This is a genomic window from Roseateles asaccharophilus, assembly GCF_004362405.1.
GTDB lineage: Bacteria > Pseudomonadota > Gammaproteobacteria > Burkholderiales > Burkholderiaceae_C > Kinneretia > Kinneretia asaccharophila.
Genome location: NZ_SNXE01000010.1, coordinates 1 through 25,091 on the forward strand (window position 1 = coordinate 1; position 25,091 = coordinate 25,091).

The window sequence follows — 25,091 nt, forward strand, 5'->3', positions numbered from 1 at the left end:
CAGGGCCGGGTCGGCGGTGTAGACGGCATGCTTGGCGGCCTGCACCTGCTCATCGCTCAGCTCGCGCGAGGGATCCGTGCCACGCTGGCAGGCTTCCACTTTGGACTCGGCGATATCAAAGCCGATGGTGCGCATATGCTTGCCGAACTCCACCACCAGGGGCAGGCCGACATAGCCCAGACCGATTACTGCGACAACTGACAAGATGCTCTCCCTTGATCGCAGTGAGTGGGCGCCTTACTGACGTCCATAGGTGTCTTCAAAACGGACGATATCGTCCTCGCCCAGGTAGGAGCCGGACTGGACTTCGATGATCTCCAGCGGCAGCTTGCCCGGGTTGGCCAGACGATGGGTGACGCCCAGCGGAATATAGGTGCTCTGGTTCTCGCTGAGCAGGATGATCTTGTCGCCCACGGTGACCTCGGCCGTGCCGGACACCACGATCCAGTGTTCGGCGCGGTGGTGGTGCATCTGCAGGCTCAGGCTCGCGCCGGGCTTGACCATGATGCGCTTGACCTGGTGGCGCGGGCCGTTGTCGATGCTGTCGTACCAGCCCCAGGGGCGGTGCACCTTGCGGTGCAGGGTGTGCTCGCCGCGCTGGCTGCTGTCCAGCTGCTGGACGATCTTCTTCACATCCTGGCTGCGGGCGCGGTCGGCCACCAGCACGGCGTCGGGCGTTTCCACGACTACCACGTCCTCCAGGCCCACCACCGAGACCAGACGGCTGGTGGCATGGACCAGGGTGTTGCGGCTGTCGGCCACGATGGCGTCGCCGCGGGCGGCATTGCCGGCCTCATCCTTGACCGCCACCTGCCAGACGGCCTCCCAGGCGCCCAGATCGTTCCAACCCGCGTTCAGGGGCACCATGCGCAGCGGCATGAGCGCACTGCCGGGCAAGCGTTCCATCACGGCGTAGTCCACCGACTCGGCGGGCACAGCGGCGAACTCGGCCTTGGCCGGGCGCACGAACTTGGCGTCCACGCTGCGGGCCGCGAAGGCGGCCTGGGTGGCGGCCAGGATGTCGGGGCGGAAGGCTTGCAGGGCCTCGACCCAGCGGCTGGCGCGCAGCACGAACATGCCGCTGTTCCAGTAGTAGCCCCCTTCACGCAGATAGCTCTCGGCCGTGACCAGATCCGGCTTCTCCACAAACTGGGCCACGGCCAGCGCCGCGCCATCGGCCACGGTGCGGATGTAGCCGTAGCCCGTCTCCGGTCGGTCGGGCGTGATGCCCAGGATCACGACGGCGCCCTCGGCGGCCTGCTGCACGGCCTGATGCAGGGCGCCGCCGAAGGCCGCGCCATCGCCAATGGTCTGGTCCGCCGGCGTGACCACCAGCACGGGGTCCTGGCCTGCTTCCAGGGCCTGCAGGGCGGCCAGGGTCAGGGCCGGCGCGGTGTTGCGGCCCAGGGGCTCCAGCATGACGGCATCGGGCTCCAGGCGCAGCTCGCGCAGCTGGTCCAGCACCAAGAAGCGGTGCTCCTCATTGCCCACGATGATGGGGGGCAGGGCTTGCTGCCCATGGCCGCCCAGGCCGGCCAGGCGCTGCGCGGCCTGCTGGAACAGGCTGGTATTGCCTTCCAGCACCAGGAACTGCTTGGGGTAGCCGGCGCGCGACAGGGGCCACAGCCGGGTGCCGCTGCCGCCGGCCATGATGACGGGCTGGATCATGCTCATGCTCATGCTTGCTCGTAGCCTCGCGGGTTCATATGCTGCCAGCGCCAGCTGTCCTGGCACATGCGCGCCAGATCGTAGCGTGTGCTCCAGCCCAGCTTCTCACGCGCAAGCGCGGGGTCGGCCCAGCAGGCTGCGGCATCGCCCGCGCGGCGCGGGGCGATGCGGTAGGGGATGGGGCGGCCGCTGGCGGCCTCGTAGGCCCGCACCAGGTCCAGCACGCTATAGCCCTGGCCCGTGCCCAGATTGACCGTGAGCGACTCGCCGCCTGCCAGCAGGTAGCGCAGGGCCGCCACATGGCCCTCGGCCAGATCCACCACATGGATGTAGTCGCGCACGCCGGTGCCGTCCGGTGTCTCGTAGTCATTGCCAAAGACCTGCAGCTCGGCACGGCGGCCCACGGCCACCTGGGCCACATAGGGCATCAGATTGTTGGGGATGCCGCGCGGGTCCTCGCCGATCAGGCCGCTTTCGTGCGCGCCCACGGGGTTGAAGTAGCGCAGGCAGGCGGTCTGCCAGTCGGGCTCGGCCGCGCCCAGATCGCGCAGAATGGTCTCGCCCATCAGCTTGGTGGCGCCGTAGGGGTTCACGGCCGACAGTGCGGCATCTTCGCGCAGGGGCAGGTCTTGCGGGCGCGGCGCGCCATAGACCGTGGCACTGGAGCTGAAGACCATGCGGGCGCAGCCGTGGCGCTTCATGGTCTCGCAGGTGTTGATCAGGCCGCCCAGATTGTTGCGGTAATAGGCCAGGGGCATGGCCGTGGACTCGCCCACGGCCTTGAAGGCGGCAAAGTGCACCACGGCGGCGGGCTTGTGGGCAGCGAACACGGCCTCCAGCGCAGCCTCGTCGCAGACATCGGCGCGTTCAAAGACCGGCGGCCGGCCGCTCAGGCGCTCCAGGCGCTTGAGCACCTCGGGCGAGCTGTTGGAGAAATTGTCCACGCCCACCACCTCGAAGCCGGCCTCCAGCAGGGCCAGCCAGGTGTGGGACGCGATATAGCCGGTGGCACCGGTGAGCAGGATCTTGGCGGTCATGGTCTTGAACTGTGCGGCGCTGAGGGCTCAGCGCAGGGTGAGCTGCACATAGCAGCCATAGCTGTCGGCGTCGTAGGGCAGAGAGACTGTGAGATCGGCGCGGCGCTGGTCGTAGTTGATCTGGCAGCCCAACAGGCCGGCGCGGCTGAACAGCCAGCGCATGCCCAGGTTGACGGAGCTGGTTTTCTCGGCACCCGAGGACTCGCGCAGGCCCAGACGGTTGCTCAAGCTGCGGTCGCTATAGGCCAGGCCGGCGTCCAGCAGCAGCTTGCTGCTGAGCTCGTAGCTGCTGTTGATCTGCAGGCTGTTGGTGACGCGGCTGAAGTCGCTGTTGACACTGCCCAGATTGCCCAGGTTCTGGAAGGAGTTTTCGTCGCCGGTGTCGCGGCTGAGGCTGGTGTTGATCTGCAGCTTGGCCGTGGGCTGCCAGCGCCAGCTCACAGCACCGGTCAGGCCGGAGAAGTCGCGCGAACTCACCAGGCTGCGGTCGCGGCGGCTGGTGCTCAGACGGGCGTTCAGGCTGGAGGCGCCACTGGGCCGCCAGTCCACCGTGAAGTCCAGGTCGTCGCCCTTGAAGTCGTCACGCAGAAAGCTGCCGCCAAAGGGGATGTTGGGGTAGTAGCCCTCGGTGTGTCGCAGGGAGACGCCCAGGCTCAGCGCCGCGCGCGGGCGGTAGATCAGGCCCAGGGCGACGGTGTCCTGGCTGAAGTCGTAGCCGTCGTACTCGCTGGCCGAGTACTCGCGCTTGCGGTGGGTGAGCGAAGCTTCCAGGGTCAGCAGGGACAGCAGGCCATAGCGCACCGAGGCACGCGCCTGCTGGGTCTGCTCGATATTCTTCTTGGTGACCGAGGGGGCTCCACCACCGGGGTTGAACTGGGCCAGATTGCGGTTGGCATTGAGGCTGAGCTGGCCCGCCAGGCGGCCCACGGTCTCCCAGTCCAGGCCGGCGTTCAGGGCGTAGCCGTTGTTGTCCAGGGTCTTGTTGCGGGCGTAGCGGTTGTTGCGCAGGGAGGCATCGCCAAACAGGCGCTGGCGACCCAGGCGCTGGTCCAGACCGGCCAGCAGGGTGGCGGTGCTGACCCGGTCGTCGTTGCGCGGTTGACCCTCACTGGTGCGATAGAGATTGGAGACCTGGGTCAGGCCCAGGGCGCCGCCCACATAGTAGGGGCTTTGCTGGGCCTGGACGGACGCCGCGCTCAGCAGGCTCAGGGCGGCAAGCACGGGACGCACGCGGGGCGGGAAGGTCGGGCTCATGGCTGGGGGCTCTCGGCTTCTTCTTGTGGTTGCTTCAGTAGGCGTGGCGGTCGAAGACCATCAGGCGCACGGTACGCACGATGATCTGCAGGTCCAGCCCCAGGGACCAGTTGCGCAGGTATTCCAGATCGTATTCGACCCGGGCCTTCATCTTGTCCACGGTGTCGGTCTCGCCGCGCAGGCCGTTGACCTGGGCCCAGCCGGTGATGCCGGGCTTGACCTTGTGGCGCACCATATAGGCCTTGATCAGCTGGCGGTATTCCTCGTTGTGGGCCACCGCATGCGGGCGCGGGCCCACGATGCTCATACGCCCCTGCAGCACATTGATGAACTGCGGCAGCTCGTCCAGCGAGGTGCGGCGTATGAAGGCGCCGAACTTGGTGATGCGCGGGTCGTCCTTGGTGGCCTGCTTGACCACCGGACCGTTGTCCATCACACGCATGGAGCGGAACTTGTAGACGATGATCTCCTCACCATCCAGGCCGTTGCGGCGCTGCTTGAAGATGATGGGCCCGGGGGAACTGAGCTTGACACCTATGGCCACGGCCAGCAGCACGGGCGAGATCAGGACCAGAATGAGGAGCGAGAGCACGATATCGCTGATGCGCTTGACCAGCTCATTGGTGCCCGTGAAGGGGGTTTCGCAGATGCCCACCACGGGCACGCCGTTCATGTCCTGCAGGCGCCCCTGGATGATGGAGATGCCGAAGACATCGGGCACGAAGTAGAGCGAGGCGGTCGTGCCCTGCAGCTGCTCCAGCAGCTGCATGATGCGGGGCTGGGAACCCAGGGGCAGGGTGATGTAGACCTCGCGCACGCCGTGCTCGCGCACATAGTCGCCCACCTGGCCCAGGCCACCCAGAAGCTTGGGGGCGGCCTCGGCGTGCAGCCGGTCGTCGGTGCGGTCGTCGAAGAAGCCGTCCAGCACATGGCTGCGGTCACGGCCTTCTAGCAGGGCGCGCGACACCTTGACACCCAGGGCGCCGCCGCCCACGATGACGGCGCTGCGCCGGGCCTCGGGGCGTTCGGCGCGCCACAGCAGAATGCGCCGCCCGCATTCAATGGCCAGCATTTGCAGCACCGGGGTCAGGCCGGCCCACCACAGCAGCACATGGTCCTCAAAGTAGCCCATGCTGTTGGTGGCATAGCCGCACAGGGCCAGGATGCCCAGCAGCATGAGCCAGGAGCTCAGCACATCGACGGCGGCGCTGGCCGGGTGCTCGGAGAAGCGGTTGCGGCCCGGGAAGGTGAGCGCAAAGACCAGCAGGCACAGGGTGAGGGTGGAGCGCAGCACCGGCTCGTCGAACCAGGCATTGACGGCCAGATAGCTCAGGACGATGAGGCCGGGCTCCAGAAAGGCGGCAATCAGTGACTCGACCGATTGGGGGGCGCTATAGAAAGTCCTCTTGTAACTGCGATCCTCAAACATCGTCCTCACGCTCCTGGTGTGTGCTCGGGCATTGCAGTCCTGTTGCCCCGCACGCACGTCGTTCCGACCGCCCCTTTAGCTGGGGACGGTTGTGTGCGGCGGATTCTCCCTCATCCTTGTGGCCTGGCAGGGCATCTCGGCCCCCCTAGCTCAGCGTTGCCACGGGCCTGCCTACAATCGCCGCATGTTTGAAGAATGGTCCAAGCTTTTGGCACCGGCAGTGCAGGATCGCATCTGCTTGTTGCTTAACCATGTCATCGGCCGTGAGCCCGTGGCAACGGCGCGACTGGTCCCGCATGCCGGACGTGCCATCGTGGTGCATCTGCGCGGCTGGCCGGCCTTGCTGCCGGCGGCGCCCGATCTGGCCCTGGGCATCACCCGGGCCGGTCTGCTGGAGCGTCTGGACGAGCTGCCGCCTGAGGCCTTGCGCATCGAGCTTGATGCCAGCAATCCGGCCCTGCTGGCCCTGGGTGCACTGACCGGCGAAAAGCCCCAGGTGTCGGTCCAGGGGGATGCGGCCTTTGCGGCCGACCTGAGCTGGCTGATGGACAACTTGCGCTGGGACATCGAGGACGATCTGGCTCAGATCGTGGGCCCGGCACCCGCTCACCAACTGGCCCGCTGGGGCCGGGCGGTGGCGCAAGGCCTGGCCCTGCTGGCCAAGAGTGCGGCCCGGCTGATGCCCGGTGCGGCCGGCGGTTCCGGCGCATGAGGTATCTGGCGCGCCTGCTGGTCATACTCTGGACCTTCGCGCGATTCGGTCTGCATGACCTGGCCCTGTCGGGCTTCAGGCAGCGGCGCGTGCGCCTGCTGCGTCGCCTGGTGGCGGGCGGCAGGACCTGGGAGCAGCCGCGCGGCGAGCGCCTGCGTCTGGCCCTGGAGCATCTGGGGCCCATCTTCGTGAAGTTCGGGCAGGTGTTGTCCACCCGGCGCGATCTGCTGCCGGGCGACATCATCGAGCAGCTGTCCCTGCTGCAGGACCGGGTGCCGCCCTTCCCGGCAGCGCAGTCGCGCGCCCTGGTGGAGCGGGCCTTCGGGCGCCCCATCGAGCAGCTGTTTGCCAGTTTCGAGGCCGAGCCCGTGGCCAGTGCCTCGATTGCCCAGGTGCATTTCGCCACCCTGCCCGACGGGCGCGAGGTCGCGGTCAAGGTGCTGCGGCCGGGCATGCTGGATGTGATCGATGATGATCTGGCTCTGTTGCGCACGCTGGCGGGCTGGGTGGAGCGCTTCTCGGCCGATGGTCGACGGCTCAAACCGCGCGAGGTGGTGGCCGAGTTCGACAAATACCTGCACGACGAGCTGGACCTGGTGCGTGAGGCGGCCAATGCGGCCCAGCTGCGGCGCAATATGGACGGTCTGAACCTGGTCCTGGTGCCCGAGATGCACTGGGATCTGTGCAGCAGCGAGGTCATCGTGATGGAGCGCATGTCCGGCGTGCCCATCTCCCAGCTGCAGCGCCTGCGCGATGCGGGCGTGGACATCAAGAAGCTGGCCCGTGACGGGGTGACCATCTTCTTCACCCAGGTCTTCCGCGATGGCTTCTTCCATGCGGACATGCACCCGGGCAATATCCAGGTCAGCCTGGCCCCGGCCACCTTCGGCCGCTATGTGGCCCTGGACTTCGGCATCATCGGCACGCTCACCGAGACCGACAAGGAATACCTGGCGCAAAACTTCATCGCCTTCTTCCGCCGTGACTACAAGCGCGTGGCCGAGCTGCATATCGAGTCGGGCTGGGTGCCGGCCGAGACCCGGGTGGATGAGCTGGAAGGCGCGGTGCGCACCGTCTGCGAGCCGCATTTCGACCGCCCGCTCAAGGACATTTCCCTGGGCCAGGTCCTGATGCGCCTGTTCCAGATTTCGCGCCGCTTCAATGTGGAGGTCCAGCCCCAGCTGGTGCTGCTGCAAAAGACCCTGCTCAATATCGAGGGCCTGGGCCGGCAGCTGGACCCCGATTTGGACCTCTGGGCCACGGCCAAGCCCTTTCTTGAGCGCTGGATGGACGAGCAGGTGGGCTGGCGCGCCTTTGTGGGCCAGATCAAGAAGGAGGCCCCGCGCTTCGCCCAGATATTCCCCGAGCTGCCGCGCCTCCTGCACGACGGCCTGCGCCGCCGGGCCGAGGGCCATGAGCGCGAGCTGCTGCTGGCCCTGCTGAACGAGCAGCGCAGCACCAACCGCCTGTTGCGCGTGCTGCTGTTCGTCGGCCTGGGTTTCACCGTGGGCCTGGTGCTGGCCCAGATCCTGGTGCGTGGCGGCTGGCTCCACTGAGTCTGGCGGCGCTCGGCCTTCTCCCGGCAATTCCCGGCTTTCACCCGCGCCGATTTCCCCTTAGGCTGGCGGCATGGCCGTCGCCCGCCTCGTCTCGACTTCTCGCCTGCTGATCCGAGCCCTGGCCGGGCTGCTCGGCCTGTGGCTTGTGGGCCTGATGCCCGCTGCCGCGGGGTCTTTGCAGCAGCTGCGTTTCGAGCATCTGCGCCATGAGTCCACGCTGAACCAAGAGGCCCTGATGGTGGCCCTGCAGGACCGGCAGGGCCAGATGTGGCTGGGCACGACCAATGGGCTCTTCCGCTTCGACGGCCGGCGCGCCCGCCACTTTGCCGCCGATCCCGCCAGGGCCGACAGCCTGGATCATCCGCATGTGCTCAGCCTGCTGGAGGCCCCGGCCGGGCGGCTCTGGGTGGGCACGGGCAATGGCTTGCATGAGATCGATCTGCAGCGCGAATCCCTGCGGCGCCATGCGCTGCCCGGGCCCGCGGCGGGCGGCTCCCAGCCGGTGCTGGGCCTGCTGCCCGCCCCGGGTGGCGCACTCTGGGTGTTGACGCACCAGGCGCTGCTGCGCTTTGACCCCGCAAGCGCCCAAGCCCGCCCGGTGGCCCTGCCCGATCCCTTGCGGCCGGGCTCGGGACGTTTGCTGGCCATGGCCTCGGACGAGCAGGGGGGGCTGTGGCTGGTGGGGCGGGGCGAGTTGCTGCAGCTGGATGCGCAGGAGCAGGTGCAGCGCCGCATTCCCATATCCCAGCCCCTGCGCATGCAGCCCGGCGGGCGCAGCCTGGCGCTGGATGGGCGCGGTCGGCTGTGGCTGGGCACGGGGCAGGGCGTGCTCATCTTCGACCTCAGCGACGGCAGCCTCAGCGATCTGCCCCAGCGCCTGGGCCTGCCTCAGGACTCCCTGCGCGCCCTGTGGCGCGATGCCGAGGGCTCCATCTGGCTGGGCAGCGGCAATCAGGGGCTGTGGCGCTGGCGCGAGGGGGCCGCGGTGGCCGAGCAGTTCCGCCATCATCCGGCCCTGCCGCGCAGCCTGGCGGCGGACGATGTCGCCTCCGTCTACCAGGACCGCAGCGGCGTGCTGTGGGTGGGCACCTGGTCCAGCGGCATCTCCCTGGTGGATCTGCGCAGCGGCGGCATGCGCAGCTATCTGTCGGTGCCCGGCGAAAGCAAGAGCCTCTCCCACCCTGTGGTGCAGGCGGTCACCCCGGACGATGCCTGGCATGTCTGGGTGGGCACCTACGGGGGGGGCTTGAACCGCCTGCATCTGTTCAGCGGCGAGGTGGAGCGGGTCAGCCTGGAACAGCTGCCCGTGACGCATGTGAAAGCCTTGCTGCGCCAACCCGGCATGGGCTTGTGGGTGGGCGGTGAGCAGGGCTTGTGGCTGCTGGATCCCCTGAGCCGGCGCGGCCGCCGCATTGAGCTCGACACGGCCAGCGGGGGCTCGCTCTCCATCAGCGCCCTGCAGCTGGACCAGCAGGGGCGGCTCTGGGCCGCCAGCGCCGCGGGGCTGCATCTGCTGCGGCCGGACGGGCGGCGTCAGCTGCTGCGTGCCGGTCCGGAGACGGGGCTGGGCCACGAGGTGGTGGACTGCCTGCTGGAAGACCGGGAAGGGCGTCTGTGGGTGGGGACCAAGGGCGGCCTGCATCTCTGGGACGAGGCCAGCCAGCGCCTGCTGCGACCTTTGCGCCCGGATGCCGTGCAGGCCCGCCCCGAGGAGCTGATGATCTACGCCATGCGCCAGGATGCCGCGGGGCGTATCTGGCTGGGCACCCAGCTGGGCCTGTACGAGCTGGAGCGCCGGCCCGGCTCACCGGGCGGCTGGGGGCTGCGCTCCTGGCGCGAGCTGCCGGGCATGCCGCCGGGTTGGATCCATGGCTTGCAGGACAGCCAAGGTGGGCTGCTGTGGTTCACCGGCGCCCAGGGCCTGACGCGGCTGGACCCCGAGAGCCGGCAGCTGCGCCACTACCCGGCGCGCGACGGTAGCTTGGTCGGTGGCTTCAGCTTTGGCGCCGCGGCACGTGGTGTGGACGGGGGGCTTTTCTTCGGCGGCCAGGGCTTGCTGAGCTTTCATCCGGACAACCTCCGCGACAACCCCGTGCCCCCTGCGGTGCAGCTTTCGGATGTGCGTATCTACAACCGCTCGGTGCAGGCGCAAGACGATACGCCCGCGGGGCCTGCGGGGCCTGCCGGACCGGCGGACGCCGCGTCCAGCCTGCAGGCCCTGGGCATCGCGGGGCCCTTGTCCCAGCTGCGGCAGCTGCGGCTGACTCACCGCGAGGTCATGGTCAGCTTCGAGCTGTCGGCCCTGCATTTCTACGCCCGCGGGCACAACCGCTACAGCTGGCGGCTGGAGGGCTTCGATGCCGGCTGGATCCAGGGCACGCCGGGGGAGGGGCTGGCGACCTACACCAATCTGGACCCGGGGCGCTATCGCCTGCATGCCCGCGCGGGCAGTCCGGACGGTGCCTGGGGCGAGTCGCGCCTGCTGCTGGAGCTGGAGGTGGTGCCGCCCTGGTGGCGCAGCACCTGGTTCCGTGGCCTGCTGCTGCTGGGTCTGGTTCTGTCGCTGATGGCGGTCTGGCACCTGAGGCTGCGGGTGCTGGAGCGGGGGCGCGCCCAGCTGGCGCGTCAGGTGGAGCAGCGCACCGCGGAGGTCCTGGCGCAGCGCGAGCAGCTGGAGGTGGAGAAGCGTGCCGCCGAGCGCGGGCGGCAGCAGATTGCCACGCTCAGCGAGATCGGGCGCGAGATCACCGCCTCGCTGGACCTGCAGGCCATACAGAGCGCCCTGTACCGCCATGTACAGGCGCTGATGCCGGTGCAGGTCTTTGGGGTGGGCCTGGTGCGTTGGGACCGCCGCGTGATCGACTTCGACTATGTGATGCAGCTGGGCCGTCCCTTCGAGCCCTACCGCCGCAGCCTGGATGCGCCCGAGCAGGCCGCCACCCGCTGCGTGCTCAGCGGCGAGCCGCTGCTGATCAGCGATCTGGGGGGTGACAACCGCGAACTGGACGCCCGTGTGCGCCATCAGGAGGGGCAGGAGCGTGTGCGCCTGCTCGACGGCAGCGAGCCGGCGGCGGCGCGCTCGGCGCTCTATGTGCCGATGCGGCTCAAGGAGCAGGTGATCGGTGTGATCAGCGTGCTCAGCGAGCGCCCCGATGCCTACCATGAGACCGATCTGGACATCCTGGCCACGCTGGGGGCCTATGCGGCCGTGGCCCTGGACAATGCCGAGGCCTATCACCGCCTGCAGCTGACCCAGGCCCAGCTGGTGGAGCAGGAAAAGCTGGCCTCCCTGGGCGCCCTGGTGGCCGGGGTGGCGCATGAGCTGAACACGCCCATCGGCAACAGCCTGCTGGTGGCCAGCACCCTGCAGGATTCCAGCCGCCGCTTTCTGGAGCGGAGCCAGAGCGGCTCGCTAAGGCGCTCGGAGCTGGAGCAGTTCTGCGCCGGCAGCGCTGAGTCGGGTGAACTGCTGGTACGCAGTCTGAGCCGTGCGGCCCAGCTGGTCAGCAGCTTCAAGCAGCTGGCCGTGGATCAGACCTCGGAGCAGCGGCGCAGTTTCGATCTGGCCAAGGTCTGTGCGGAGCTGGCCCTGACCCTGGACAACCGCTTGCGGCGTGAGGAACACAGCCTGGAGCTGTCTGTGCCCGAGGGCCTGGTGTTCGACAGCTTTCCCGGCCCGCTGGAGCAGGTGCTGAGCAATCTGATGCTGAACGCCATGCTGCACGGCTTCGAGGGGCGTCGTGGCGGGCGCATGCAGCTGAGCGCCGAGGCCCTGGGGCCGGACCGGGTGCGTCTGCTCTTCAGCGACGATGGGCGTGGCATCGCGCCGGAGCTGCTGCCGCGCATCTTCGACCCCTTCTTCACCACCAAGATGGGCAAGGGCGGCAGCGGCCTGGGGCTGCACATCTGCTACACCATCGTGCATTCCCTGCTGGGCGGCCAGATCACGGCCAGCAGCGTGCCGGGGCAGGGCACCCGCTTCGAGTTGCTGCTGCCGCGGGTGGCGCCGCTGGGGGGCAGTGCCTAGGGCAAGCCCCGCGTCGATGGGGGCTCCCCGGGGAGCGTGCCCGCCTGACTGCGGCTAAACTTGCGCGCCATTTTCTGCCGATGGCAGGCCCGAGCCGGGCGCTGCCGCCCTTATCACCACTTTCACGGAGTGCGCCGTGCTGGTCACTTTTGTCGTCATTTACATGCTGATCACCATCGGCATCGGCCTGATGGCCGCCCGCAAGGTGGCCAATGCGAAGGACTATCTGGTGGCGGGTCGCAGCCTGCCCCTGTACATGAACGTCGCGACCGTGTTCGCCACCTGGTTCGGTGCCGAGACGGTGCTGGCGGTGTCGGCAACCTTCGCGATGAGCGGCTTGGGCGGCATTCCGGGCGATCCATTTGGCGCCTCGGCGGCCCTGTTTCTGGCAGCCCTGCTGTTCGCGCGTCTGTTCTACCGCCTCAATCTGCTGACCATCGGCGACTTCTACAAAAAGCGTTATGGCAAGGGCGTCGAGGTGCTGACCAGCATCGCCATCACCCTGTCCTACCTGGGCTGGACCTCGGCCCAGATGACCGCCCTGGGTCTGGTGATCCATATTCTCTCGGCCGGAACGATCGAGTTGAACCATGCCATTCTGGGCGGCGCCGCGGTGGTGATGATCTACACCATGTTTGGTGGCATGTGGTCGGTGGCCTTCACCGATCTGTTCCAGACCGTCATCATCCTGATTGGCCTGAGCCTGGTGGCTTTTCTGGTGGGCGATATGGCCGGCGGCATGGGCAAGGTGGTCGACCATGCGGTGGCCGCGGGCAAGCTGCAGTTCATCTCGCCCGATGCCGACGCCGCGGCCATCTGGGCCTTGGCGGCCGGCTTCCTGACCGTGGCCTTCGGCTCGGTGCCGCAGCAGGACGTGTTCCAGCGCATGACCAGCGCCAAGGATGAGAAGACCGCGGTGCGCGGCACCTTGCTGGGCGCGACCGTCTACCTGCTGTTCGCCGCCGTGCCCATCTTCATCGCCTATTCGGCCCTGGTGATGGATCCGGCCTTGTCCGAGCTGTTCGGCAACGAGGACGGCCGTGTCGTGCAGCGCATCCTGCCCGAGCTGATTCTGACCAAGATGCCGCTGTGGGCCCAGATCATGTTCTTCGGCGCGCTGCTCTCGGCCATTTTGTCCACCGCCAGTGGCACCCTGCTGGCGCCCACCGCCACCTTTACCGAGAACGTGCTCAAGCCCTTCGCGCCGCATATGAGCGATCGGCAGTTCCTGCTGACCCTGCGCATCGTCCTGGTCACCTTCACGCTGGGGGCCCTGCTGTTTGCCCTGAACTCGCGCTCGACCATGTATGAAATGGTGCAGAACGCCTACAAGGTGACCCTGGTCGCTGCCTTCGTGCCCCTGGTGGCGGGGGCCTTCTGGAAGCGCGCCTCGACCCAGGGCGCCTTCGTGTCCATCGTGATGGGCCTGTTGTTCTGGATCGGTGCCGAAGCTACCGCGGCCGATGCTCTGATTCCGCCTCAGCTGGTGGGCTTTGCCGCCTCGATGATCGGCATGCTGCTGGGCTCGCTGGCGCCCCAGGTCCTCAAGCCTCAGGGGCAGTCGATTGAGGCCGCCATTGCGCATGAGCGTCAGGCGCATCATCACAAGCATTGAGCCGATACCGTGCGGGTCGGGGCGGCCGGGAATACCCGGGCGCCTATAATTCGTCGTTCTTAATCAACGGTTTAGTCAGTCAACATGCCGATCTATGCCTACCGCTGCGGCACCTGCGGCCATGCCAAGGACGTGCTGCAGAAGCTGTCCGATGCGCCCCTGAGCACCTGCCCGGCCTGCGGCGCCGAGACTTTCAGCAAGCAGGTCACGGCCGCGGGCTTCCAGCTCAAGGGCTCGGGCTGGTATGTGACCGACTTTCGGGGTGGTAGTGGCGGCAGCAGTGCCACAGCCACCGCGGGCGCCGCCACCGGCGCGGCAGCCAGCACCGGCAGCGCCGCCGCAGACAGCGGTGCTGCTGCCAGCAGCGGCGGCGAAGGCGGCAGCAGTGCCGCCTCCACCCCCTGCGGCGGCTCCTGCGCCTGCCACTGAGCACGTGTGAAGAAATACATCATCACCGGCCTGCTGGTCTGGCTGCCCCTGGCGATCACCGTCTGGGTGCTGCTGTGGGTGCTGGGCCTGATCACCGGCGTGTTCGAGGCCCTGCTCAGCGCCTTGCAGGCCGTGGCCCCCCTGTCCCTGCACAACAATCTGGAGGCCCTGCGCCATGTGCCGGGTCTGGGGGTGCTGATCCTGGTTGTGGCCCTGCTGCTGACGGGGGTCTTCGTGGCCAATATCTTTGGCCAGTGGTGGCTGCGCCAATGGGACCGCTTGCTCTCCAACATTCCCATCGTCAAGAGCATCTACAACTCGGTCAAGCAGGTTTCCGACACCCTGTTTTCCAGCAGCGGCAATGCCTTTCGCGAGGCGGTGCTGGTGCAGTACCCGCGGGAGGGCAGTTGGACCATCGCCTTCGTCACCGGCCGCCCGGGCGGTGAGGTGGCCGAGGCCCTGCCCGGCGAGCATGTGAGCCTGTACGTGCCCACCACGCCGAATCCAACCTCGGGCTTCTTCCTGATGATGCCGCGCGAGAGCGTGCGTCCCCTGGCCATGAGCGTGGACGAGGCCCTGAAGTACATCATCTCGATGGGGGTGGTGGCCCCGGCCGCGCCGGCGGTGGCGGCGCCAACGCCTCGAAATCAGCCGGGTTGAGCGCTCTCAGCACGCGCTCAACCCTGAGGGCTCATCGCCTGCCAGCGCTGTCCCCCCTTTGATATTCCCGATCCGCGCCCGTCGCGCGGACTGAACAGATTCCGGAGAAGAACATCATGCGTACCTGCTATGCCGGCCAAGTCAGCGAGAAGCTGCTCGACCAGACCGTGACCCTGATGGGCTGGGCCCATCGTCGCCGTGACCACGGTGGCGTCATCTTCATCGACCTGCGCGACCGCGAAGGCCTGGTGCAGATCGTCTGCGACCCCGACCGCCCCGAGATGTTCAAGATCGCCGAGGACGTGCGTAACGAGTTCTGCCTCAAGGTGGTGGGCAAGGTGCGCGCCCGTCCCGCTGGCACCGAGAACGCCGGCCTGACCAGCGGCAAGGTCGAGGTGCTGTGCCATGAGCTGGAAGTGCTGAACGCCAGCGTCACGCCTCCCTTCCAGCTGGACGACGAGAACCTGTCCGAGACCACGCGCCTGACCCACCGCGTGCTGGACCTGCGTCGCCCTTACATGCAGAACAACCTGATGCTGCGCTACCGCGTGGCCATGGAGTGCCGCAAGTACCTGGACGAACATGGTTTCGTGGACATCGAGACCCCCATGCTCACCAAGAGCACGCCCGAGGGCGCGCGCGACTATCTGGTGCCCAGCCGCGTGCACGACGGCATGTTCTTCGCGCTGCCGCAGTCGCCCCAGCTCTTCAAGCAGCTGCTGATGGTGGCCGGCTTCGACCGCTACTACCAGATCACCAAGTGCTTCCGTGACGAGGATCTGCGCGCCGACCGTCAGCCCGAGTTCACCCAGATCGATATCGAGACATCCTTCCTGACCGAGGAAGAGATCCGCTCGATGTTCGAGGGCATGATCCGCCACGTCTTCCGCAAGGCCATGAATGTGGAGCTGGGCGACTACCCGGTGATGAAGTACGCCGATGCCATGCATCTGTACGGCTCGGACAAGCCCGACCTGCGCGTCAAGCTGCAGTTCACCGAGCTGACCGATGTGATGGGCGATGTGGACTTCAAGGTCTTCTCCACGCCCGCCACCACCAAGGGTGGCCGCGTGGTGGCCCTGCGCGTGCCGGGCGGCGCTGCGATGAGCCGCGGCGAGATCGATGCTTACACCGAGTTCGTCAAGATCTACGGTGCCAAGGGCCTGGCCTGGATCAAGGTCAACGAGGTGGCCAAGGGCCGCGAAGGTCTGCAGTCGCCCATCGTCAAGAACCTGCACGACGCCGCCATTGCCGAGATCCTCAAGCGCACCGGCGCCGCCGACGGCGACCTGCTCTTCTTCGGTGCCGACAAGGCCAAGATCGTCAACGACTCGATCGGCGCGCTGCGCTTGAAGATCGGCCACAGCGAGTTCGCCAAGGCCAACGGCCTGTTCGAGGACCGCTGGGCGCCGCTGTGGGTGGTGGACTTCCCCATGTTCGAGGAAGACGAGGAGAACAAGCGCTGGGCCGCCGTGCACCACCCGTTCACCGCGCCCAAGGATGGCCATGAGGACCTGATGAGCAGCGACCCGGGCGCCTGCGTGGCCAAGGCCTACGACATGGTGCTCAACGGCTGGGAGCTGGGCGGCGGCTCGGTGCGTATCCACCGCGCCGAGGTGCAGGCCAAGGTCTTCGAGGCCCTGAATATCACGCCGGAAGAGCAGCGCATCAAGTTCGGCTTCCTGCTGGACGCCCTGCAGTACGGCGCGCCCCCGCATGGTGGTCTGGCCTTCGGCCTAGACCGTCTGGTGACGCTGATGACCAAGGCCGAGTCCATCCGCGACGTGATCGCCTTCCCCAAGACCCAGCGCGCCCAGTGCCTGCTGACCGGCGCGCCGTCCAACGTGGACGAGAAGCAGCTGCGCGAGCTGCACATCCGCCTGCGCAACCCCGGCGCGGCCACCGCAGCCTGAGCCGGCGCCGCTGGCTGAATCATGAAGGGCGGCCTTGGCCGCCCTTTTTCATGCCGCATCAGCCGCTATCCTTGCGCTTTTGCCGCCGCCTAGCCCCTATCTGCACGCCATGAGTCCTCGCACCGACGTCCATCTGCCGCGCTGGGAGCGCGGCATCATGCGCCACCCGGCCCTGATGCTGCCCCTGCTGCGACGGCAGGTCAGCAATCCCGATGTGCGCAGCAGCCGGGCCGCCTTGCTGGGCGAGTTCTTCGTGCTGGAACGCTGGGGCCGCTCGCTGGAGCTGCAGCCTGCCCTGGAGCGCGCCCGCGACCTAGCCGAGCGCCAGCGTGCCCACGCCGATGCGGCCGAGCTGAGCGAGGCCCTGGGGCGCCTGCACTACCAGCGCGGCGACTACAACCAGGCCTGCAAGGCCTGGAGCCAGACCCTGGGCTGGGCCGCGGACGACTCGCGCAGCGCCTGCCAGGCCCGCATCGGCCTGGCCCATCTCTGCTACGCCCTGGGCGAATGGGCCCGCGGCGGCCGGGTGCTGGAGGAGGCCCAGGCGCATTACGCGCGCTTGCCGGGGGACGCCTATCTGCGCGCCAAGATCGCGCTGAACCGGGCGGCCTCGCTGCGGGCCACCCAGGGGCCGCAGGCGGCCCTGCCGGCCCTGGATGAGGCACTCAGCGCGGCCCGCGAGGCCGGCCACCGCGACTACCAGGCCGAGGCCATCTGGCACCACGCACGCTGCGCCCGCGACCGCGGTGACCCGGTCCTGGCCGGCCGTCTGGCCCGGCAGGCCCAGCAACTGGCGCGCGCCTGCGGCTATCGCTGGCTGGAGGGGCAGGCCTGCCTGCTGCTCAGCGAACTCGACCAGGGGCCACAGGCCCAGTCCCTGGCCCAGGAGGCCCTGGACCTGGCGGAGGGCTTGCAGGCCCGTGCGCTGCAGGCCGCGGCCCATGCGCGCCTGGCCGAGCTGGCCCAGGCCCGGGGTGAGCTGGGGCCCGGCTGGCACCATGCTCAGCAGGCCCAGCGCCTGGAGGCCAGCCTGGCCCAGAACCAGATGCCGGCGGGCCTGGAGGCCCTGGCACGCTTCGATACCGACCCCACCGGCGCCGACGGCCTCTTGCTGGAGCTGGCGGGCCAGGCCTGGGCCCTGGAAATGCCGGCCGATCTGGAGCGGGCCTGGGCGGGCATGCTGCCGCGCCTGCTGGAGGGCCTGGAGCTCAGCGCTCTGACGCTGTGGTGGGATGAGTCGGGGCGCGGGCACTACCGCCATCTGGCGGGTTCGTCCGCGCTGGAGGCTGCGCCCCTCATGGCTTATCTGCAGGCGCTCAGCGCCCCCGGCACGCCGCTGCAGCAGACGGACAGCCTGGCCCATCCCTGGCGCGCCGAGCTGGATCAGGCCCTGGGTGCTGCGGATTGGCCCCGCCAGTCCCGGCTGGAGCTGGGCCTGCGCGTGCAGACCCGTCTGGTGGGGGTGCTGTGGCTGCAGCGTCCCCTAGGGGCTGAATGGTCCCGGGCCGATGTGGCACGGGCTCAGCGACTGGCGGCACTGCTGGAGCGCTTGCTGGCCCAGCTGCCCGGCCAGGCCTCGGCCGCGCCGGCGGCGCGCCAGTCGCTGGCCGAGGCGGCGCAGCGCCTGCGTCAGCTGCTGGCGGCCCCCAGCCTGGATCGCGTGGCCCTGGAGGCCCTGGCCCGGGATCTGGAGCGCAGCGCCCAGGCCTGAGCGCCGCGCGACCGGCTCAGGCCCAGGCGCGTAGGGGCAGGGGGGCGCCGTTCTTCACGCAGCGGATCGCGAAGCTGCTGTTGATGTCTTGCACCACCGGCAGGGACTGCAGGCGGCGCACGATCTGCTCGTACTCGCCCAGCGCCCCCACCACCACCTCCAGCAGGTAGTCATGGCTGCCCGAGACCACATGGCAGCTGATGACCTCGGCCATGGCCTGCATGGCGGCCTCGAACTGCTGCACCGCGTCGGCGCGGTGATGCATCAACCGCACATTGACGAAGACCGTCGTCCCCAACTGCAGGGCCTGGCGGTCCAGCTGGGCGCGGTAGCCAGCGATCAGGCCGCTGTCTTCTAGGCGCTTGAGACGGCGCGCGCAGGGGCTTTGCGAGAGCGACACACGCTCGGCCAGCTCGGCCACGCTGAGCCGGCCCTCGCGCTGCAGCAGGTCCAGGATCTGGGCGTCTATGCGGTCCATGGGTGAAATCGCCAATATTTGAATGATTATTGGTGATTATCGCCTGTCGCCATTGCTTTTCGGAATGGATATTGGTGCAAAACGCCCCGGCTGCCTGCGGAGAATGGCGAGCGCAGTTTTGCTGGTTTCCCCTGCAGTACCCATGTCCTCCTCCGCTGTACGCACCCTGCCCCTGGGGCCCTCGTCCTCCGACACCGCCCCGGCCTGGCAGGGCTGGGCCGCCCTGGCCCTGACCCTGTGCATCTGGGCCGGTTTCTTCATTTCCCTGCGTGCCGGCGCGCGTGCGGCCCTGCCGCCGGCCGAGCTGGCCCTGATCCGCTTCGCGCCGGCCGGCCTGATCTTTCTGCCGGTGCTGTGGCGGGCCCGGCATCGCCTGATGGCGCTGCCCTGGCGGCTGACGCTGAGCATCGTGGCCGGTGCCGGTCTGCCCTATTTCCTGATCGCCGGCTGGGGCATGCGCCATGCGCCGGTGGCCGAGGGCGCCACCCTGATTCCCGGCACCCTGCCGCTGTTCACGGCCCTGCTGGCGGCCGCCCTGCATGGACGGCAGGCCCTGGCACGCTGGCCGGCCCTGCTGTGCATTGCGGCCGGCGTGGCCACCATGCTGGCCCTGAATGCGGGGCAAGGCGATCGGGCCCAGGGCTATGCCCTGTTCCTGCTGGGCAGCCTGATGTGGTCGGCCTACACCCTGGCCCTGCGCGAGGCGCGCCTGGCGCCGCTGGAGGCTGCCGCTCTGATCTCCTGCGTGTCGCTGGGCCTGCTGGCGCCCTGGCTGGCCTGGCAGCTGAGCCAGGGCCCGCTGCAGCTCCTGGAGCTGGCCCCCGCCCAGCTGGGCCTGCAGCTGGCCCTGCAAGGTCTGGGCGTGGGCCTGATCTCCACGCTGAGCTACAGCTTTGCCGTGGCCCGGCTGGGCGCGCAGCGCAGCGCCAGCGCCGGCGCGCTGACGCCGGTGCTGGCCACCCTGCTGGCCCTGGCGCTGTTTGGCGAGCGGCCCGAGGCCCTGACCCTGCTGGGCATGCTGCTGGTGGCGGCCGGGGTGCTGTGGAGCCAACGCCCCCAGCGCTGAAGCCCCTTGCGGGCTCCGCTATGCTTGCCGCATGAGCGAGAGTGCAGTCCAGGCGCGACCCTACAAGATTCCCGAATCGGTGCTGGTGGTGATACACACCCCGGCGCTAGACGTGCTGATGCTGGAGCGGGCCGATCGGCCCGGCTTCTGGCAGAGCGTGACCGGCTCTCTGGACGCCCCCGACGAGGCGCCGGCCGAGACCGCGCGGCGTGAGGTGCTGGAAGAGACCGGCATGGACATCGCCGCCCTGGACGCCCGCCTGCGGGACTGGCAGCTCAGCAATGTCTACGAGATCTACCCGGTCTGGCGGCATCGCTACGCGCCGGGCGTGACCCACAACACCGAGCATGTGTTCGGCCTGACCGTGCCCGCCGGCACCCCGGTGCGCCTGGCGCCGCGCGAGCATCTGCGCTACCGCTGGCTGCCCTGGCGCGAGGCGGCGGACCTGTGCTTCTCGCCCTCCAATGCCGAGGCGGTGCTGCAGCTGCCGAGGTTCGCCGCATGATGCGCCCCGGCCTGCGTGCGGCCGCCGGGGCCGCCTCGACCGGCGCCCATCTGCGTGTGGCGACCTACAACATCCACAAGGGCGTGCGCGGCCTGGGGCCGGTCAAGCGCCTGGAGATCCACAATCTGGGCCTGGGCGTGGAGGCCCTGGACGCGGACCTGGTCTTTTTGCAGGAGGTGCGCCACTTCCACCACCGCGAGGCCAAGCAGTTCGAGCGCACCTGGTTTGGCTGGCCCGATCAGGGCCAGGCCGAGTTTCTGGCGCCCGATGGCTATGAGGTGGCCTACCGCACCAATGCCGTCACCAAGCATGGCGAGCATGGCAATGCCCTGCTGTCGCGCTGGCCGCTGGGCGAGGTGGGGCACCACGATGTCTCGGACCACCGCTTCGAGCAGCGCGGCCTGCTGCATGTGCAGGTTCAATGGCAGTCGCAGATCGTGCATGCGGTGGTGGCCCATCTGGGCCTGATGCATGGCAGCCGTGTGCGCCAGGTCCAGCGCCTGGCCGACTACATCCGGGCCGAGGTTCCGGAAGACGGCCTGCTGGTGGTGGCGGGCGACTTCAATGACTGGGGCGAAAAGCTGGACGCGCCCATGCGCGAGCATGGCCTGGCCCGCGCCCAGGCGCCCGGCGGGCGGCGCCAGGCCACCTTTCCCTCGCGGCTGCCCTTTTTCTCGCTGGACCGCATCTACACCCGCGGTCTGCGCTGCGTGGCCACCCAGGTGCCGCGCGGACCGGTGTGGGCTCGCATGTCCGACCACCTGCCCCTGGTGGCGGAGTTCGAACTCGCCTGAGGAGCACGGTGGCGGCCCCGGACTCCGATCACCTCTTCTCCTGGCACGCGCAGGTTCTGCCCGAGTACAGCGGCGGCAATGAGCTGCGCCTGCTCCGGGGTGGGGACGAGCTGTTTCCGGCCCAGATCGAGGCCATCGCGGCGGCGCGTCACGAGGTCTGGATCGCGACCTATATCTTCCATCACGACAAGGCCGGGGCCGAGACGGTTGCCGCCCTGCGCGCGGCCTCCGCGCGCGGGGTGAGGGTGAGGGTGGTGGTGGACGGATTTGGATCCAAGGCCAGCCTGCCCTGGCTGCGCGAGGCCCTGGCCGGCAGCGGCGTGGCGCTGGCGGTGTTCCGGCCCATAGACCGCTGGTGGCGCTGGCTGCACCCGGGGCAGCTGCGCCGTCTGCATCAAAAGCTCTGCGTGGTGGATGGGGAGCGCGCCTTTGTGGGCGGCATCAACATCATCGATGACCGCATGGACCTCAACCATGGCCAGACCGAGCAGCCGCGCCTGGACTATGCCGTGGTTCTGCGCGGACCGGCGGTGCAGCCCGTGGCGCAGGCGGCCCGGGCGGTCTGGACCCGCGCCTGGCTGGGGCGCGACTTCGGCGAGGAGCTGCAGGCCCTGGTGCGCAGCCCCGAGCCGCTGCGGCGCTTGCGCCGCCTGGCGCGGCGCCTGCGCATGCCGCGGGGACGACGTCGTGTGGAAGCGGAGGTCCAGGCGCTGGAGCCGGTCTGCGCGGCCTTTGTTCTGCGGGACAACTTGCGCCAGCGCCGCACCATCGAGCGCGCCTATATCGATGCCATACGCGCCGCGCGCGAGCGGGTGGACCTGATCTCGCCCTACTTCTACCCCGGCCAGGCCTTCCGGCGCGCGCTGCGCGATGCGGCACGGCGCGGCGTGCAGGTGCGCCTGCTGCTGCAGGGCAAGCTGGACTACCGCATCGCGGGCCTGGCAGCTCAGGCGCTTTACGCCGAGCTGCTGGGCCATGGGGTGCAGATCTACGAGTACACGCCCGCCTTTTTGCACGCCAAGGTGGCGGTGGTGGACGAGCGCTGGGCCACGGTGGGCAGCTCCAATATCGATCCGCTGTCCCTGCTGCTGAACCTGGAAGCCAATGTGATGGTGCGCGACGCGGGCTTTGCGCGCGCGGTGGCAGCGGAGTTCGAGGGCGCGGCCGCGGTGTCGCGTCGGGTGGATCTGCGGCAATGGGGCGGCTCCAGCCTGCGCGGTGTGCTGGTGCGCGCCCTGGTGGCCTGGGGGGCCTACGTGTATCTGCGCGTGGCGGGGGCGACGGGGCGGTACTGAGGCCGCGACCGAGGTCGGCTTGAAGCCATCAACGCTTCAGCAAGGGGCCGATGGTGAAGCGGTAGCTTTGCACCTGCGGGTTCAGGTGCTTGCTGTAGGGGCGCATATCCAGTTCGCGGATGCCGGAGCCGAACTGCTTGAGGAATCGCCGCGCCGTGGACTTTGCAAACAGCGTGAACATGGGGCGTTCCTGTTCCAGGCCCTCGTCCGCAAAGTCGCGTCCCTGCTGATGGTCGTACAGCATGACCAGGGCCCAGGCCCCAGCGAGAAAGTGTCCGCCGGCCAGGGCGTCGAGCCGGCCCTCGATGAGCGCCTGCATGGCCTCGTTGGAGGTATTGATGGCTGAGACATGATGTTCGAGCCCCGGCCTGGCGCCCGTCTGGCCGAGCGCTTCCATGGCGCCCAGGGCCATCTGGTCGCTGCCGGCCCAGACCAGGCGCGCCTCGGGATGCCGTTGCAGCAGGCCCAGCATCTGCTCACGCGCGAGATCACGGCGCCAGTCGGCAAACACGGTCTCGGCCAGCTCGACCTGCGGCGCCTCGGCCACGGCCTGGCGCATGCCCTCGTTGCGGGCTATGGAGTTGGGTGTCGAGCGGTCGCCCGCGATCGCGAGCATCTGCAGCCTGCCGCCGGGCTGGGCGCGCAAGGCCTGCTGGATCAGGGCCTTGGCGGTCAGGTAGCCCGCCTCGCGCGCATCCGGCACCAGGCTGCCCAGCAGCAGCGGCAGGCTCTGCCTGGGCGCCCAGATCTTGCGCTCCTGAGGCAGCAGCCCGTTGAAGACGGCAAAGGTCCTGATGCCGGCCGCACCCAGGGTCTGCGCATTGCTGACCAGGGTGCCCTTCTCATTGACCAGCAGCACGTAGTCGGGGCGCTGCGGTGCCGGACGCCCGGCGATTTCGCGCGCCAGGCGCAGCGCCCGCTCGGGTTCACGCTCGGCGTACAGCACTTCCAGCTGGATGCCCAGGCTCCGGGCCGCAGCCTGCATGGCCTGCGTGGCCGTCAGCCAGAACGCTTCGTCGGAGCGCCCCGGGTTGATGAAGCTGACGTTCATGGCTTGCGCGCGCCCGAGGCTCAGCAGCATCAGGGCCAGCACAACAAGGGTCCGTATCCGCACAGTAGGCAAGGCAGCAGCGTTCAGTGGCTAAAGCCGGCATTGTCGCTGCGTCCTGCCGCTAGCTCACCGCCAGCCTGATGTCCGCGAAGCCCATCAAGCGCAGCAGGGTGTAGCCGATGGCTGCCTCGCCGAAATCCTCGGCCACGCAGACGATCTGGGCATGGCGCGGCAGGCCGGCCTTGGCCAGCAGGCTCCAGATCTCGTGCGCCGGCTTGGGTCGGCCGCTGGCATCCAGCAGCTGCGCGTAGGGCAGGTGCACGATCTTGCCCGGCAGTTCGGCGGCAGGCGGGCGCGAGCCCAGGGCCAGATAGACCCGCGGCATGCCGTGAGCGGGCGGGGTGGCCGCCAGTGCTGCGCTGTTGATCAGGACGGCACCTGGCCTGGCTTGGTAGTCGACCGGCGCGATGGTCGGGTCCAGCGGCGGCTTGCGCACGCCCACGCGGGTAGGCTCCCGGCTCAGCTGCAGGCCGCGCATCTCCCACTCCTCGGCCGACTCCAGCAAGAACGAGACCTTGCGCTGGCCCAGCTGCTCCAGCAGTGCGAACACCAGTGCCGACTGCTTGTTGAGGCCGCCCTGCGAGACGATCACCGCCTCATGCTGCGGGTCGACACCCGCCCGCCCCAGCAGCGCGGCCAGCTGCTCCGGCGCTGCGAGCCCGGCCTGGAAGCGCTCGGCCGGCAGGCTGAGCGCAAAGGGCACATGGCCTTTTGCGTAGTCTTGGTCCGGACGTATATCGATGATGCTGATCGGGCTGTGGCTGAAGGTGCGCAGCATGGTGTTGCTGAAGCCATTGAGCCAGTCCGCGTTGCGCAGCAGCGCCGGGTTGGCGTAGCTCCACAGCGGCAGCTCGCGCGCATCTTCCAGCCATTCCTTCTGCGAACCCTGGTAGAGCGCCACCCGCGGATAGCCCAGCAGGAACTTCAGGGCAAAGTAGGGCACGCTGGCGGCCACGCCGCCGCCGCAATAGCTGTAGACCTGCTGCTCGCGGCGCACCCCAAGATGGTCCAGCATGGCCTGCAGCTCGGCGCGCGACTTGAAGGTCTTGTCGGGGCGGAAGTAGTCGTCCACCGGGGTCAGCTTGGCATGCGGCACATGCCCGCCGCGGTTGAAGAACTTGGCGCCGCCGTAGTAGAAGGGCGGGTCCAGCGCTTCCAGTAAGGCATGGTCCTGCGGGTCCCCCGAGCCCGCCAGGAACTCAGGCAGACGGGCACGCACCCCTTCGCGCAGCGAATCGACACGCAGATCCCCTGGGGGCGGGGTGGGCGAGGGTCCGGTGCTGATGGGGCCCTGGGCCGCCTTCCAGGCGGCCATGCCGCCATCGAGAAGGCGCAGGCGCTCGGGCGCCACGCCATGGCGGTACAGCTCATAGAAGATCCAGGGCGCCATCATCGCGCCGCCCTGGTCATGGATGACGATCAGGCGCTCACCCTGGCCAAGACCCCAACTGCGCAGACGCGCCTGCATGCCGGCCGCGTCCAGCTCGTTCGAGCCGTAACGGTAGAAGTCCGCGTTCACCGCGCCGGGAATATGGCCGGCCGCATGAAGGCGTGTGGGCGAGGCGTCCAGCACCAGCGGCGGCTGGGCGCTGGCCAGGGCCTGACGCAGCCAGGCGGCATCGACCAGTGGACTGGTCGCGGCGTGGGCCTGCGCCCCGGCGCTCAGCAGCAGCAGGCCGGCTGTTGCCGGCAGCAGGCCGCGGCACAGGCGCTTCAGGAATCTCAGCATGGTGTTGCTCCGTAAACGTGAGAGCCGGCACTATGGCCGGGCTGTCCCAGGTCGCGACAGGCTGGAACGACAGGCTGCAGGGAGCCCGGCATCAGTTGC

The 25,091-nt window shown here is 68.7% G+C and carries 19 protein-coding genes and 1 pseudogene; 12 read left to right on the plus strand and 8 right to left on the minus strand.

Going from position 1 to position 25,091, the window contains the following annotated elements; translation table 11 throughout:
* From DFR39_RS17415 to DFR39_RS17435, 5 genes and pseudogenes are all read right to left on the minus strand, one after another.
* A pseudogene (locus DFR39_RS17415) lies at positions 1-204 on the minus strand (nucleotide sugar dehydrogenase); the annotation flags it as partial.
* 33 nt (positions 205-237) lie between these two features.
* A complete protein-coding gene (locus DFR39_RS17420; protein ID WP_419789851.1) occupies positions 238-1,674 on the minus strand; it encodes a mannose-1-phosphate guanylyltransferase/mannose-6-phosphate isomerase in 1,437 nt (478 codons plus the stop codon).
* A 2-nt stretch (positions 1,675-1,676) separates the two neighbouring features.
* On the minus strand, positions 1,677-2,705 hold the full coding sequence (gene galE / locus DFR39_RS17425; protein ID WP_133605121.1) for a UDP-glucose 4-epimerase GalE: 1,029 nt from the start codon (positions 2,703-2,705) through the stop codon (positions 1,677-1,679).
* 27 nt (positions 2,706-2,732) lie between these two features.
* Complete coding sequence (locus DFR39_RS17430; RefSeq protein ID WP_133605122.1) at positions 2,733-3,959, minus strand: porin family protein; 1,227 nt, start codon at positions 3,957-3,959, stop codon at positions 2,733-2,735.
* Positions 3,960-3,993: 34 nt separating this feature from the next.
* Positions 3,994-5,388 (minus strand): undecaprenyl-phosphate glucose phosphotransferase, encoded by a 1,395-nt coding sequence (locus DFR39_RS17435; RefSeq protein WP_211343898.1) that lies wholly within the window; start codon positions 5,386-5,388, stop codon positions 3,994-3,996.
* Between the two features lie 184 nt (positions 5,389-5,572).
* Here DFR39_RS17435 and DFR39_RS17440 point away from each other — a divergent pair, with 184 nt between their 5' ends.
* The 8 genes from DFR39_RS17440 (at position 5,573) to DFR39_RS20420 (ending at position 18,014) form a co-directional block, all read left to right on the plus strand.
* A complete protein-coding gene (locus DFR39_RS17440; protein WP_211343899.1) occupies positions 5,573-6,100 on the plus strand; it encodes a hypothetical protein in 528 nt (175 codons plus the stop codon).
* Positions 6,097-7,656, plus strand: coding sequence for a ubiquinone biosynthesis regulatory protein kinase UbiB (gene ubiB / locus DFR39_RS17445; RefSeq protein WP_133605123.1), 1,560 nt, complete (start codon positions 6,097-6,099; stop codon positions 7,654-7,656). Before DFR39_RS17440 ends, ubiB begins: the two co-directional genes overlap by 4 nt.
* Before the next feature lie 73 nt (positions 7,657-7,729).
* On the plus strand, positions 7,730-11,686 hold the full coding sequence (locus DFR39_RS17450; protein WP_133605124.1) for a two-component regulator propeller domain-containing protein: 3,957 nt from the start codon (positions 7,730-7,732) through the stop codon (positions 11,684-11,686).
* 136 nt (positions 11,687-11,822) lie between these two features.
* Positions 11,823-13,301, plus strand: coding sequence for a high affinity choline transporter 1 (locus DFR39_RS17455; protein WP_211343900.1), 1,479 nt, complete (start codon positions 11,823-11,825; stop codon positions 13,299-13,301).
* Between the two features lie 84 nt (positions 13,302-13,385).
* A complete protein-coding gene (locus tag DFR39_RS17460; RefSeq protein WP_133605125.1) occupies positions 13,386-13,730 on the plus strand; it encodes an FmdB family zinc ribbon protein in 345 nt (114 codons plus the stop codon).
* Between the two features lie 6 nt (positions 13,731-13,736).
* Positions 13,737-14,390 carry a DUF502 domain-containing protein gene (locus DFR39_RS17465; protein WP_133605126.1) on the plus strand — a complete coding sequence of 218 codons (654 nt, stop codon included), beginning with the start codon at positions 13,737-13,739 and terminating at the stop codon, positions 14,388-14,390.
* A gap of 116 nt (positions 14,391-14,506) precedes the next feature.
* The gene (aspS, locus tag DFR39_RS17470) at positions 14,507-16,303 is read left to right on the plus strand and encodes an aspartate--tRNA ligase (RefSeq protein ID WP_133605127.1); all 1,797 of its coding nucleotides are present in this window, start codon (positions 14,507-14,509) and stop codon (positions 16,301-16,303) included.
* Between the two features lie 109 nt (positions 16,304-16,412).
* Positions 16,413-18,014 carry an ATP-binding protein gene (locus DFR39_RS20420; RefSeq protein WP_133605128.1) on the plus strand — a complete coding sequence of 534 codons (1,602 nt, stop codon included), beginning with the start codon at positions 16,413-16,415 and terminating at the stop codon, positions 18,012-18,014.
* 16 nt (positions 18,015-18,030) lie between these two features.
* Here DFR39_RS20420 and DFR39_RS17480 read toward each other — a convergent pair whose 3' ends face one another.
* Positions 18,031-18,492, minus strand: a complete 462-nt coding sequence (locus DFR39_RS17480; RefSeq protein ID WP_133605129.1) for an Lrp/AsnC family transcriptional regulator — start codon at positions 18,490-18,492, stop codon at positions 18,031-18,033.
* A 142-nt stretch (positions 18,493-18,634) separates the two neighbouring features.
* On the opposite strand from DFR39_RS17480, the gene DFR39_RS17485 reads away from it, so the two are divergent.
* From DFR39_RS17485 to clsB, 4 genes are read left to right on the plus strand one after another with little or no spacing between them, the layout of a single operon-like run.
* Positions 18,635-19,558, plus strand: a complete 924-nt coding sequence (locus tag DFR39_RS17485; RefSeq protein ID WP_133605130.1) for a DMT family transporter — start codon at positions 18,635-18,637, stop codon at positions 19,556-19,558.
* Between the two features lie 31 nt (positions 19,559-19,589).
* Positions 19,590-20,063 (plus strand): dihydroneopterin triphosphate diphosphatase, encoded by a 474-nt coding sequence (nudB, locus tag DFR39_RS17490; RefSeq protein WP_133605131.1) that lies wholly within the window; start codon positions 19,590-19,592, stop codon positions 20,061-20,063.
* Positions 20,060-20,857 (plus strand): endonuclease/exonuclease/phosphatase family protein, encoded by a 798-nt coding sequence (locus tag DFR39_RS17495; RefSeq protein ID WP_419789850.1) that lies wholly within the window; start codon positions 20,060-20,062, stop codon positions 20,855-20,857. Before nudB ends, DFR39_RS17495 begins: the two co-directional genes overlap by 4 nt.
* 8 nt (positions 20,858-20,865) lie before the next feature.
* The gene (clsB, locus tag DFR39_RS17500; RefSeq protein ID WP_133605132.1) at positions 20,866-22,152 is read left to right on the plus strand and encodes a cardiolipin synthase ClsB; all 1,287 of its coding nucleotides are present in this window, start codon (positions 20,866-20,868) and stop codon (positions 22,150-22,152) included.
* 28 nt (positions 22,153-22,180) lie between these two features.
* Here the strand turns inward: clsB and DFR39_RS17505 are convergent, their stop codons facing one another.
* The gene (locus tag DFR39_RS17505; protein ID WP_133605240.1) at positions 22,181-23,233 is read right to left on the minus strand and encodes an ABC transporter substrate-binding protein; all 1,053 of its coding nucleotides are present in this window, start codon (positions 23,231-23,233) and stop codon (positions 22,181-22,183) included.
* A gap of 91 nt (positions 23,234-23,324) precedes the next feature.
* Entirely contained in the window at positions 23,325-24,992 is a 1,668-nt protein-coding gene (locus DFR39_RS17510) for a sulfurtransferase (protein ID WP_133605133.1), read from the minus strand.
* Positions 24,993-25,091 lie beyond the last annotated feature (99 nt).